The sequence below is a fragment of the Catenulispora sp. MAP12-49 genome (genome assembly GCF_041262705.1).
Classification (GTDB): Bacteria; Actinomycetota; Actinomycetes; order Streptomycetales; family Catenulisporaceae; genus Catenulispora.
On the sequence record NZ_JBGCCP010000010.1, the window covers coordinates 140,796 to 152,561 of the forward strand.

The following is an 11,766-nucleotide window of genomic DNA, read 5'->3' on the forward strand; positions in this document are numbered from 1 at the left end:
CGTCGCAGGGTCCGCATAACGCCTCGGCAACGATCCATGCGCCCGGGTTTCGCCACCCGCGTTTGGGATAGAGCGTCCGATTGCGCCCCGACTTTGTCAGACCCGCTCGCTAGAATGTGTGTATGACAGCATTCTTCAGCAAGAAGGATCTGGAGCGGCTGGCCGGGCCGCGCGCCTATCAGCGGGGGGTCGCCTCCGTCCCGGCCGTCGACAGTCTCGGGACATCGGGGGCGGAGATCACCGCGACCGTCTACGGGTCGGAGCCGTGGCAGGTGCGGCTGGACCGGCGGCCGGCCGGGCTGGACTTCTCCTGCGACTGCCCGCGCGGGATGACGGGGGTCTTCTGCCGGCACTGTGTCGCGGTCGGGCTGGTGTACCTGGACGGGCCCGTCGCCAAGACCCGGAGCGCGGAGTTCGCCGCCGCGCAGCGGGAGATCGCCGGGCTCCGACGGCTGCTGGGGATCCTGGACCGCGAGGACCTGATCGCCCTGCTGCTGGACAGCGCGCACGACGACCACGACCTGCGGCGCCACCTCGCCGCCCGGGTCGACGAGCTGGTCGCCCCCGGGGCCGACGTCAACGACACCGAGCTGCGCCTGGCGGACGTGCGCGCGCTCACCGATCCGGCCAGCGCCATCCCCGTCTACAAGAAGCACATCGAGGCGCGGATAGCGGCCCGCAACCGCCGCGACTACGCCGAGGCCGCCCGCTACCTCCAGCACCTGAAGGCGGCGTACCAGCGGCTGCACCGCAAGTCCGAGGCCGTGGCCTACATCGAGGGCCTGCGCTCGGCCCACGCGCGCAAGCTCAACCTCATGGAGGAACTGGCCAAGCGGGGCTTGTAGCGGGGGCACAATCAGGCTCGACGACAGGCCCATAGCGGGCTCACAGGCGACCGGCGGCTGCCATGGGGCGGTGGCCGCCGGTCCGACGCGGCCGGGCTGGTCCTCCGGCCCGGCCGCGCCACTCACCAATCACCACTCACCACTCACCCTCGCGCAACCGCGCCCGGGCGCCGGCTACTGCTCGCTGTCGTGCGCCTGCCCGTCGCCGTGGTCGTGACCCTGCTCGTGCTCGTGGTCATGACCGTGGTCGTACTCGTGCCCGTCATGCGCGTGGCCGACGCCGGCCGCCATCCGCTCCCGCCGCTTCATCAGCACCCACCAGAGCACCAGCGCCAGGCACACCGCGAGCAGCCCGGCCGCGACCAGGATCGTCGGGTTGCTGCTCGACGACGCGGCGTCGGGCGTGCTCGCCGCCTCGGTCGTCGAGGCCGGGTCCGGGGTCGGCGAGGCGGCCGGCGTCGCCGTCGCGCCGTCGGTCGAGGTCTGCGTCGCCGTGGGCGCCGACGTGGCCGACGTCGCCGAACTGCTCGGCGTGCTCGACGGCGTCGAGGGCGCGGCGGGCGGCGGCTGCACCGTGAGCGTGCCGGACACGGTGGGCTGCGTGACGAACGTCAGCCCGACCGGGCTGAGCGCCACCGCCACCGACACCGGCTGCGCCGCGGCCGGGGAGGACTGGCCCGTCGGCTGGCCCGTGGGCTGCCCCGGCGCCGCGAAGGCGCCCGCCCCGACCGTCACCCGCACCAGGAACTGCGCCGAACCGCCGGCCGGCACCGTCAGCTGCGGCACCACCGTGGCGGACATCGGGCTGGTGGCCGTGGCGTCGGAGACCGACACGGTGTGCCAGGACCCGCCGCCGGTCTGCTCCTCCACCTTCACGTCCGAGGCGTGCGCGACGCAGCCCGCGGAGCCCGCCGAGCACAGCAGCAGCTTCACCGGGACGTCCTGCAGGCTCAGGTCCGTCGGGTTGTCCACCGTGCCGGTGATGACCATCGGCGACCCGGCGCGCCCCGAGCCCGTCAGCCCGGAGACCTGGAAGGTGGGCCCGGTCACCGGCACCGACGCGACCGCCGACGCGCCGTTGGCCGAGGCGCTCACCTTCACGTCGTCGACCACCGTCGTGCCCGGCGACACCCGCAGCTTGAGCACCTGCGTCCCGCTGGCCGGGACCGTCACGTCGTCGGTGACCGTGACCGACGCGCCGCCCGCCGAGACCGGCACCGTCTGCCAGGAGCCGCTCGCCTGGTCGTAGCGGTCCAGCCGCAGCGCGGTGGCCGAGACCCCGGAGCCCTCCGAGGCCAGCGTCATCGTCACGGTGCCCGTGTAGCCCTGCCCGCCGACGTCCTTCACCGTGACGTCGACCTCGCGCTCGGGCAGCTGCTGGCCCGGCAGGTCCAGCGGCAGCTGCGCCGGCGCCGTCATCGACAGCTGCACGCCGTTGGCCGCCACGCCCGCCACCGTCTGCGTCTTCGGCGAGTCCGGCGGCGTGGCCACCGGCCCCGCACCGTCCGCGGCCGCCGTCCCGGCCACCGCGCCCGCCCCGACCACCATCAGGCCCGCCACGACAGCGCGAAGCCTTCGTCTCATGTCCGACCCCTGACCGCCCCGCGGCCCGTCCGCAACGGGCCTCCCATCACATAGACGCAGTCCGACACGCCGCGTTGCCTGTCCTCCCCCGGTCGTCACCGAACCGTGATCGTCGCCCGCCGGCCGGTCGCCGCCCGGCCGCCGGCCAGGGCGCCTGGCACAATGACCGGCATGACCTCCCAGCAGCTGACCGAGCGCATCGCGGGCACCGGAACGGGCCTGGAGACCACCGACATGGTGCTCAACATCGGCCCGCAGCACCCGGCCACGCACGGCGTGCTGCGGCTGCGGCTGGTCCTGGACGGGGAGCGCATCGTCTCGGCCGATCCGATCATCGGCTACATGCACCGCGGCGCCGAGAAGCTCTTCGAGGTCCGCGACTACCGGCAGATCATCGTACTGGCCAACCGCCACGACTGGCTGTCGGCCTTCTCCAGCGAGCTCGGCGTGGTGCTGGCCGTGGAACGGATGCTCGGGATGGAGGTCCCCGAGCGCGCGACCTGGGCCCGGACCCTGCTGGCCGAGCTGAACCGGGTCCTGAACCACCTGATGTTCCTGGGCTCCTATCCGCTGGAGCTGGGCGCGATCACGCCGATCTTCTACGCGTTCCGGGAGCGCGAGGAGATCCAGGCGGTGATGGAGGAGATCTCCGGCGGCCGGATGCACTTCATGTTCAACCGGGTCGGCGGCCTGAAGGAGGAGCTGCCGCTGGGCTGGACCGACCGGGTCCGGGCCGCGATCGCCAAGGTGCGCTCCCGGATGTCCGACATCGACCGGCTGATCACCGGTAACGAGATCTTCCGGGCCCGCACCCGGGGCGTGGGCGTCCTGACCCCCGAGCAGATCGCCGCCTACGGCGTGTCCGGCCCGATCGCCCGCGCCTCCGGCGTCGACTTCGACCTGCGCCGCGACGACCCGTACCTGGCCTACGGCGAGCCGGAGGTGCGCGAGAAGCTGAAGGTCGTCACCGGCCGGGGCGGGGACTGCCTGGCCCGCTTCGAGGTGCTGCTGGAGCAGGCGTACAACGCCCTGGACATCGCGCAGGCCTGCGCCGACAAGCTGGACACCCTGGACACCGGGCCGATCAACCAGCGGCTGCCCAAGATCCTGAAGGTGCCGGAGGGGCACACCTACGCCTGGACCGAGAACCCGCTGGGCATCAACGGGTACTTCCTGGTCTCGCACGGCGACAAGACGCCGTGGCGGCTCAAGCTGCGCTCGGCGTCGTTCAACAACATCCAGGTGCTCTCCGAGGTCCTGCCCGGGTGTCTGGTGGCCGACATGGTCGCGATCCTGGGGTCGATGTTCTTCGTGGTCGGGGACATCGACAAGTGATCGGGTAGCGAGCCCGGACGTGCAGAAGGCCCCGCCGGTCCGACCAACTCATGGTCTCGGCGGGGCCTTCCTTGCGAAAGCTCAGCAGGATTGAGGAACCTCAGGCGGTCCCGGTCTCCCGGTGCTCGATCTTGGCCATCTGCTGCGTCTCGTCGTACATCGTCAGGTCCACCGGGGCCGCGTTCGAAGTCGTGCCCTGATCCGCTGCGAGGTAGGGCCGGTAGAGCCGCTCCGGGGCCACCGGGCGGGCCGGCGGCAGCGCCTGGGCGCGGCCGTCCTGGCGCTGGCGGGGCATGACCACGCCGGGCACCGTGTACGGGTCGTGGACCGGGCCGGAGACCTCGCCGGCGACGTCGAAGCCGACCTCGTCGCGGACCGCCAGGACCGCCGAGCGCAGCGGCCGCGGCTCGGCGGCGGGCAGCTCGGCCGGCAGGTGCGGCTGGGACTGGAGCTGGGGCTGCGGCTGCGGCTCGACGGCCCGGACCGGGACCGCGGCGGCCGGCCGCAGGTCGATCTCGGCGCCGGCTGCGGTCGTGCCGTGGTCGTACCCGGTGTACTCGGCGTATCCCGCGTACTGGTTGTACTGGCTGTTCGCGTAGGCCACGTATCCGGCGTGGTAGGCCGGGTCGTATTCGAGCTCGTAGGTGCCCGAGCGCGCCGCCTGGTAGCTGGCGAACGCGTGGTCGTGCACCGACACCGGCTCGAACTGGTGCGCCGGCTCGAAGGGCTGCACCTGTACGAAGGACTGCACCGCCGACCGGGTCAGCTCGGCCGCGGCCGTGGTCTGCTGCACCCACGCCGAGAGCACCGCCAGGTCGTGCTCGGCGCGCACCCGCGCGGCCTCGGAGGCGTCGGCGCGGAGCTGCTCCTCCTTGGCCCGCTCCTCGAACAGGACGACGGTCTCCTCGGCGGCCAGCGCGTCCGTCTTGAGGTCGGAGATCTGCTTGTCGCGGCGCGAGGTCTCGTACTTCAGCTCCGCGGCGTGGTCCTCGCGCATCGCGGCGACCAGCTCGCGGCGGGTCGACCGGTCGCGGCGCGCGGCGACCATGGCGACGGAGGAGAAGACCGCGCCGGCGGCGGCCATGCCGACGCCGAGCCGGAGATGGAACGGATCGCTCCAGGCGAGCGTGGTCGCGATGCCCGCGGCCGCGCCTGTGAGGGACGTGGTGGTGGCGACGATCGAGGGCCATGCCGGGCCGGCTATGTCGCCCCCGCGTCGCTGGGCCTGTAGCTGCCGAGCGTGACGCATGGCCGAACAGTACTGGCTGCGACCTCGCACGGACAAGCGAAACGTACGAGCGATACCGGGCACGCCGATATCAAGATCTTGCAAATGATCAGGCTTCGGACATAGGGGGGCGAATCAAGAACCTGAGCGGTTCGACGTACGGCGCACCGGGAAGGTCCCGTCGGGCCGGTTGCGCACCGGGCGCGCGGCCGTGGCGGACTTGCTCTTGCTGCCGTCCTTGGGCAGCCCGTCCTCCGGGCCGCTGGGCGGCACCCGCAGCACGTACTCCAGGAACAGCGCCGCCGCCACGAGGGCCAGGCCGCACAGGACCGTGATGCCGCAGACGATCGCGCGGGTCCGGTAAACGTCGATGCCGAGCTTGCCGAGCAGGAACACCCCGTAGCCGGCGTACACGCCCGAGACGATCGCCCCGACCATCGAGGAGGCCTTCGCGAACATCACCGCGCGCGCCGCCTGCAGCGGGTCGATCGGTTTGGCGGCACGCTGGCCGGGCAGCAGCGGCGGGGTCGGCTCGCCGTCGGCGATGCGCTGGACCGCCTCGCGCTGCGCCTTCAGCCGCGAGCGGAAGGCCAGGGCGGTGGCCAGGATGATGACCGCCAGGATCGCCGGGGTCAGCGGGGCGGAAGCCGGGACGCCGGGCGGGATGCCGTAGTGCGACCAGAGCTGGACGCCGCCATAGGACAAGGCGCCGACCACGAGGAACGCGGTCGCGAGTGCCAGGGGACGTGTGGGCTTCACAGGGTCCACGGTACGCGGATCGTGGCGGGGGAGGCGAGCCGCTGCGCCCGGGGCGGCCGGCGCCGCCGCCGCGAGCCCCCGCAGCCGCTGCACAGCGCCTCGGCCGACTCGCTGACCAGCGGCGGGAGCCGAACCCGCAGAGCGGCGCCGCGCCGGGGGCGGCGACTGGCGGAAAAGCGCGATTGAGGCGGGGACGGCCGACGGGCCGCGCGGCGGGAAGCGGCGGGCGTCAGCGGGAAGCGGCGCGCAGCGGCAAGCAGCTGCGCACAACGGCGAGAACCGGCGTGCAGCGGCCGTTACGGCAGCATCAACTCCAGATCGTCCCGCCGCACCGCCCCCTGCGCGGCGGCCCCGCCGAGCGCGGCCAGCAGCTCGGCGACCGGCCCCACGCCGGCCAGCACGTCCTCGGGCCGCGCGTCGTGCCACGGCGCCAGCACGAACGCGCGCTGCGCGGCCCGCGGGTGCGGCAGCGTCAGCTCGTCGTCGTCCGAGACCAGGTCGTCGACCTGGACGATGTCGATGTCGATGGTCCGCGCGCCCCAGCGCACCTCGCGGGTGCGGCCCAGGGCCTCCTCGATGGCCTGCGTCCGCATCAGGAGCACGTCCGGCGGCAGCGCCGAGGTCACCCCGAGCACCGCGTTCAGGTATTCGTCCTGCGGCTCGGCGCCCTCCTCCAGCAGCGGAGCGGTCTCGTAGACCGGGGACAGCCAGGTGACGGTCAGCGTCGGGGTGTCGGCCAGGGAGTCCACCGCGGACTGCAGGTTGGCCAGGCGGTCCCCGAGGTTGCCGCCGATCGCCAGGACCGCGGTGTGCATGCGGATGCCGCTGTCGGTGCTGACCGTCTGGCTCATATCGCCGACCCGCCGTTCTCCGACGGCCGCGCGGCGGCGGCTGCCAGGTCCTCCCGTGTCCGCACCACGGTCACGGTGACGTCCTCGAACGGCACCGTGATCGGCGCGTCCGGCTTGTGGAGCGTGACCTCGACCTCCTCCACGAGCGGGTACTCCAGGCACGCCGCCGCCATCCGGGCCGCCAGGGTCTCGATCAGGTTGACCGGCTCGCCCTCGATCAGCGCCACGATGCGCTCGGAGACCTCGCCGTAGTTGACGGTGTCCTCCAGGGCGTCGCTGGCGGCGGCACGGCTGGTGTCCAGACCCAGCGTGACGTCGACCATGAAGGTCTGGCCCTTCTCCCGCTCGCGCTCGAAGACCCCGTGGTGGCCGCGCCCGCGCAGCCCGTGGACGGTCACCCGGTCGAGCCGCTTGTTGTGAGTAGACATCATGACGAACATACCGGGGCCGGTTCCGGCATGCCGTTCCGGGATCGCCCGAATACCGGCACCGGGTCCGGCGGCCCACTCGGGGCCTACTCCGGGGCCCGCTCAGGGCCTACTCCTCGACGCTCTCCATGACCGCCGACGCGTGGTGCATCCACAGCTGCCAGCCGTCGTCGGTGCGGCGGAAGATGTTGATCGTCGTGGCCCGGCCGCCGGCGATGAAGCCCGGGTCCTCCTCCGAGGAGCCGGCCGACATGTCGGTGATGATGTTCTCGGTCAGGCTGACCACCGCGATCCGGTCCACCACGTCGATGCGCACGTCGGTGAGGAAGAACTGCAGGAACGGGGTGTTCGCGCACACCACCGCCCACGAGCGCAGCACGTCCTCGCGCCCGAACACCGGGGCCCAGCCGGGGTGCACGCACTGCACCGAGGCCTCGAACGGCCCGGACAGCCAGATCGCGCCCAGCCGGTCCAGGTCGCCGGCCTCGGCGGCGGCGTAGAACTCCTCGTTGGCCTCGGTGATCGCCTCGATGTCCGCGGCCACCTGCGGCGGCGGACCGTCGGGGCCGGCGGCGAAGGTGCCGAACTCCTCCTCGAACTCGCCGAAGTCCTCGAACCCGTCGCGGTCCCGGCCGGCGTCCGCCGGTTCGCCGGGCTCGCGGGGCCCATCGGGCCTATCGGGCTCGCCGGGCTTTCCAGGCTCCTCGCGCTTTCCGGGCTCCTCGGGCTCGCCGCCCACGTCGCCTACGCCGCCGGGCTCCCGGGCGCTCATCGCGCCGCCGCCAGCGCCGCGGCGACCCGGACCGCGTCCAGCGAGCCGAGCGCGTCGTGCGCCCGCACGCCCCAGGCCCCGGCCGAGGCGACCAGCGCGGACAGCGCGGCCGTGGCCGCGTCCCGGCCGTGCGGCGGGCGGATCCCGGCGCCCTGGTCGGCCAGCAGCCGGCCCAGGAAGTTCTTGCGGGAGGCGGCGATCAGCAGCGGCCGGCCGAGCGACTCCAGCTTCTCCAGATGGGCCAGCAGGGCCCAGTTGTGGTCGGCGTTCTTGGCGAAGCCCAGGCCGGGGTCCAGGATCACCTGGTCCTCGGCCAGGCCCGCGGACAGGGCGGCGTCGAAGCGCGCCTGCAGTTCCTCCACGACGTCCTTCACCACGTCGTCGTACACCGCGCGGGTCTGCATGTCAGTGCTGTGCCCGCGCCAGTGCATCAAGATGTACGGCACCCCGGCCTGGGCCACGAGCGGAAACATGTCCGGGTCGGCCAGGCCGCCGGAGACGTCGTTGACGATCACCGCGCCGGCGTCCAGCGCGGCCGCGGCGGTCGAGGCGCGCATGGTGTCCACCGACACCCGCACCCCGGCGGCGGCCAGCTGCTCGATCACCGGCAGGACCCGGTCCAGCTCCTGTTCGGCGGTGACCCGGGCGGCGCCGGGCCGGGTGGACTCCCCGCCGACGTCGACCACGTCCACACCGTGCCGGTGCAGCCGCAGGCCGTGCGCCACGGCCTTGGCGGTGTCGCCGTCGGCGTAGTACTCGCCGCCGTCGGAGAAGGAGTCGGGCGTCACGTTCACCACACCGAAAACGGCGCAGCGTCCGAAATCCGGCAGACCGCGCACGGTCTGGCTGCGGTTGAGGGGCCGGCCCTGCGCGTTCATGGTGAAAGCCTAGCCGTTCGCGGCCTTCTGGCCTCCCGGCCCGCGAAGTGCGGCCTGCGGCTCACCGGCGGTGCGCTCCTCGGCGCCCTCGGTGTGCCCGGCAGAGCCCCCGCCGGTGTTCCCGCCAGTGTTCTCGTCGGTGCTTTCGGCGGTGTTTTCGTCAGTGTTCCCGGCAGCGGTCCGGTCCTCGTCCTCGCCGGCCTTGGCACCGTGCTCGGGGCACTCGGCGTCGACGTCGGCGTCGTCCAGCTCGCGCTCGTCCCGGTCCTTCTTCGACCAGGGCAGGCCCGGCGGGACGATGAAGCCCTCGGCCTCGGCGTAGGCCAGGCCCACGCGCGGGATGTCCCGGGTGTTCTTGAAGGCCACGAACCGCGGCACCCACTCCGGCTGGAACTTCGAGTTGAACTTGTACAGCGACTCGATCTGGTACCAGCGCGAGAAGAACACCAGCGTGGAGCGCCACATCCGGGTGATCGGGCCGGCGCCGAGCTTCTCGCCGCGCTCCAGGGCGGAGCGGAAGACCGCGAAGTTCAGCGAGGCCCGCGTGATGTTCAGGCCCTTGGCCCCCTGCATGGCCTTGACGATCAGCAGCTCGTTCAGCCCGGGCTCGGCCTCGCGGTCGCGCACCATCAGGTCCAGGCTCATGCCGTCGGTGCCCCAGGGCACGAAGTTGATCAGCGCCCGGACCTCGCCGTCCTTGGTCGCGGTGGCCACCACGCACTCGCCGTCGGACGGGTCGCCGAAGCGGTCCGGGCCCAGCGCCATGGAGAAGCTGCCGCGCTCGCTGGACCCGCGCCAGGCCTCGATGCCGGTCTTGATGGTCTCGACCTCGGCGCGCGGGATGTCCTTGAGCCGGCGCACCTGGCACTCGTAGCCCTGGCGCTCGACCCGGTTCACCATCTGCCGCACGTTGCGCATCGCGCGGCCTTCCAGGCTGAACTTGTCGGTGTAGCAGATGGCCTCGTCGCCCAGTTCCAGCGCGTCCAGGTCGGCCTCGCGGCACCACACCTCGCCGCCGGTCTCCGAGCAGCCGACCACGGCCACCACCCAGGCGTGCCGGTCGGCCTCCTCGACGTACACCTTGATCGCGCCGGGCCAGGCCTCGGGATCGCCGATGGGGTCGCCGGAGGCCAGCATCACGCCGGAGACCACGCGGTAGGTGATCGCGGCCTTGCCCGAGGGCGACCAGATCACCGACTTGTCGCGGTGGGTGGCGAAGTAGGCCAGCGAGTCGCGGCGGCCCTGCTTGGCGATCAGCTCGCGCAGCCGCTCGTCGTCCTCGGCGGACTGCCGGGCGATCGGCTCGGCCGGACGGAGCACCAGGTAGGCCACGATCAGCGCGGTCATCAGACCCAGCCCGCCGAGCAGCAGGGCGACCAGGTCGTCGGTGGAGCCGCGCTTGAAGTGGACCGGCCCGTCGATGCCGATCAGGCCCAGCGCCACGTGCCGGAACCGGGTCCACAGCGTCGGGTCGCCCTGAATGTGCTTGCCCTGCCAGTACATCAGCGCCATGCCGGAGGCGAAGGAGAACGCCGCCAGCAGGACGAAGGCGCGCAGCGCGCGCCAGCGCGTGTACGGGTCGCCGAGGGCGTAGAACTCCTCGCGGTAGACCAGCAGCAGGACCAACACCACGATGGTCAGGACGATCTGGACGCCCAGGTAGTGCGACGCCGCGTCGCGGTCCCCGCCGCGGAACGAGCGCACGATGTGGAAGCACACCACCGTGACCAGCAGGACGACCGCGACCCACCAGGCCCGCTTCTTGCGGCGCTTGAGCGCGTGCGCGATCAGCACCAGCACGACGCCGGACATCAAGGTGGCCGCGGCGGCCAGGTTCTGCACCTCGGTGGGCACCTTGACGCTGATCGAGTGCACCCGGGAATGCCGGAAGCCGGGCGAGATGGCCGAGGCGATGTTGCCGAAGCCGGCCAGGTAGGTGATGAACGCGACGAGCCGCGGCACCCAGTTCCGGTGCTGCGGAGGCTGCGCCGTCGCCGCCGCGTCGGACGGGGGCGGCGCGGTCTTGGAGGTCATGGCTTTGGCCCGAGTCATGTTGGAGGGACGTTCGAGGGCACGGTGCAGGTTGTCACCGATGTCGTCAGCGTCACCGATGTATTCAGCGTCACCGGTGTTACCGGCGTCCGCCGGTGTGAGGGATCCGACCTGATTGTGCCGCGCTCCGGTGCGCGCCGGGGCATCCTTCGGCAAATCACCGGTGGCACCCGCATGTCCTGTGGCCTCACCCCCGCGCTTACCCGTCCCGGAGGACTTGACGCGCGGGCCGGGAACGCCACCGGCACCCCCTGTACCGCGCCCGCCACCGGTGGGGCCGGAGGCGGGTCCGGCAGTCGGGCCCGGGCGTTCCGAGGCGAGGGTCCGGGGCGAGCGCGCCCTCACCGGCCCAGGATCAGGCTCATCGCCTCGGCGCGGCTGGCCGGGGCGAGCAGTTGCCCCCGCACCGCCGACGTCACGGTCTTCGCGCCCGGCTTCCTGATCCCTCGCATCGACATGCACAGATGTTCGCACTCCACAACGACGATGACCCCGCGCGGCTCGAGGATGCGGACCAGCGCGTCGGCGATCTGGGTCGTCAGACGCTCCTGGACCTGGGGCCGCTTGGCGTAGACGTCGACGAGCCGGGCCAGCTTGGACAGGCCCGTGATCCGTCCGTCCACCGAGGGAATGTACCCCACGTGGGCCACTCCGTGGAACGGCACGAGGTGGTGCTCGCAGGTGCTGTACACCTCGATGTCGCGCACCAGCACCATCTCGTCGTGGCCCAGGTCGAAGGTCGTCGTGAGCACGTCCTCGGGGCCCTGGTGCAGCCCGGCGAACATCTCGCGATAGGCCCGCGCGACCCGCGCCGGGGTCTCCTTCAGGCCGTCGCGGTCGGGGTCCTCGCCGACCGCTATGAGCAGTTCGCGCACCGCGCGCTCGGCGCGCTCGGCGTCGTACTCGGCGACCGCGCGGCCCAGGTCCGGGGCGGCCAACTCGGGCTGCCCGGCCAGGCTGACGCGGGCGATGCCGCTCCCCTGGCCGCTGCCGGCCTGGGGAGCGGCACCGCCGCCGTGGTTCTGGGTGTTGCT

The 11,766-nt window shown here is 72.6% G+C and carries 11 protein-coding genes; 2 read left to right on the forward strand and 9 right to left on the reverse strand.

Annotated features, from left to right (window positions below):
* Positions 1-122 precede the first annotated feature (122 nt).
* A complete protein-coding gene (locus tag ABIA35_RS20275) occupies positions 123-845 on the forward strand; it encodes an SWIM zinc finger domain-containing protein (RefSeq protein ID WP_370358888.1) in 723 nt (240 codons plus the stop codon).
* A 174-nt stretch (positions 846-1,019) separates the two neighbouring features.
* On the opposite strand, the gene ABIA35_RS20280 is transcribed toward ABIA35_RS20275, so the two are convergent.
* A complete protein-coding gene (locus ABIA35_RS20280; RefSeq protein ID WP_370358889.1) occupies positions 1,020-2,429 on the reverse strand; it encodes a hypothetical protein in 1,410 nt (469 codons plus the stop codon).
* 162 nt (positions 2,430-2,591) lie between these two features.
* Here ABIA35_RS20280 and ABIA35_RS20285 point away from each other — a divergent pair, with 162 nt between their 5' ends.
* Positions 2,592-3,764 carry an NADH-quinone oxidoreductase subunit D gene (locus tag ABIA35_RS20285; RefSeq protein WP_370358890.1) on the forward strand — a complete coding sequence of 391 codons (1,173 nt, stop codon included), beginning with the start codon at positions 2,592-2,594 and terminating at the stop codon, positions 3,762-3,764.
* 100 nt (positions 3,765-3,864) lie between these two features.
* On the opposite strand, the gene ABIA35_RS20290 is transcribed toward ABIA35_RS20285, so the two are convergent.
* The 8 genes from ABIA35_RS20290 to folE form a co-directional block, all read right to left on the reverse strand.
* A complete protein-coding gene (locus ABIA35_RS20290) occupies positions 3,865-5,013 on the reverse strand; it encodes a hypothetical protein (protein WP_370358891.1) in 1,149 nt (382 codons plus the stop codon).
* A gap of 114 nt (positions 5,014-5,127) precedes the next feature.
* Positions 5,128-5,751, reverse strand: coding sequence for a DUF3180 domain-containing protein (locus ABIA35_RS20295; RefSeq protein WP_370358892.1), 624 nt, complete (start codon positions 5,749-5,751; stop codon positions 5,128-5,130).
* A 296-nt stretch (positions 5,752-6,047) separates the two neighbouring features.
* Positions 6,048-6,602, reverse strand: coding sequence for a 2-amino-4-hydroxy-6-hydroxymethyldihydropteridine diphosphokinase (folK, locus tag ABIA35_RS20300; protein WP_370358893.1), 555 nt, complete (start codon positions 6,600-6,602; stop codon positions 6,048-6,050).
* Positions 6,599-7,030: a dihydroneopterin aldolase gene (folB, locus tag ABIA35_RS20305; protein ID WP_370335918.1), complete on the reverse strand. Its 432-nt coding sequence runs from the start codon at positions 7,028-7,030 to the stop codon at positions 6,599-6,601. Before folB ends, folK begins: the two co-directional genes overlap by 4 nt.
* Before the next feature lie 109 nt (positions 7,031-7,139).
* On the reverse strand, positions 7,140-7,802 hold the full coding sequence (locus ABIA35_RS20310) for a nuclear transport factor 2 family protein (protein WP_370335920.1): 663 nt from the start codon (positions 7,800-7,802) through the stop codon (positions 7,140-7,142).
* The gene (gene folP, locus ABIA35_RS20315; protein WP_370358894.1) at positions 7,799-8,680 is read right to left on the reverse strand and encodes a dihydropteroate synthase; all 882 of its coding nucleotides are present in this window, start codon (positions 8,678-8,680) and stop codon (positions 7,799-7,801) included. The genes ABIA35_RS20310 and folP overlap by 4 nt, the downstream gene beginning before the upstream one ends.
* Positions 8,681-8,689: 9 nt before the next feature.
* A complete protein-coding gene (locus ABIA35_RS20320; protein ID WP_370358895.1) occupies positions 8,690-10,714 on the reverse strand; it encodes a phosphatidylglycerol lysyltransferase domain-containing protein in 2,025 nt (674 codons plus the stop codon).
* Positions 10,715-11,073: 359 nt separating this feature from the next.
* Positions 11,074-11,688, reverse strand: coding sequence for a GTP cyclohydrolase I FolE (gene folE / locus ABIA35_RS20325; RefSeq protein WP_370336487.1), 615 nt, complete (start codon positions 11,686-11,688; stop codon positions 11,074-11,076).
* Between the last annotated feature and the right edge of the window lie 78 nt (positions 11,689-11,766).

Coding starts and splice junctions, on each gene's coding strand:
- folB (WP_370335918.1), bottom strand. CDS start 7,030: ATGTCTACTCACAACAAGCGGCTCGACCGGGTGACCGTCCACGGGCTG.
- folK (WP_370358893.1), bottom strand. CDS start 6,602: ATGAGCCAGACGGTCAGCACCGACAGCGGCATCCGCATGCACACCGCG.
- ABIA35_RS20320 (WP_370358895.1), bottom strand. CDS start 10,714: ATGACCTCCAAGACCGCGCCGCCCCCGTCCGACGCGGCGGCGACGGCG.
- ABIA35_RS20275 (WP_370358888.1), top strand. CDS start 123: ATGACAGCATTCTTCAGCAAGAAGGATCTGGAGCGGCTGGCCGGGCCG.
- folP (WP_370358894.1), bottom strand. CDS start 8,680: ATGAACGCGCAGGGCCGGCCCCTCAACCGCAGCCAGACCGTGCGCGGT.
- ABIA35_RS20285 (WP_370358890.1), top strand. CDS start 2,592: ATGACCGGCATGACCTCCCAGCAGCTGACCGAGCGCATCGCGGGCACC.
- ABIA35_RS20280 (WP_370358889.1), bottom strand. CDS start 2,429: ATGAGACGAAGGCTTCGCGCTGTCGTGGCGGGCCTGATGGTGGTCGGG.
- ABIA35_RS20310 (WP_370335920.1), bottom strand. CDS start 7,802: ATGAGCGCCCGGGAGCCCGGCGGCGTAGGCGACGTGGGCGGCGAGCCC.
- ABIA35_RS20290 (WP_370358891.1), bottom strand. CDS start 5,013: ATGCGTCACGCTCGGCAGCTACAGGCCCAGCGACGCGGGGGCGACATA.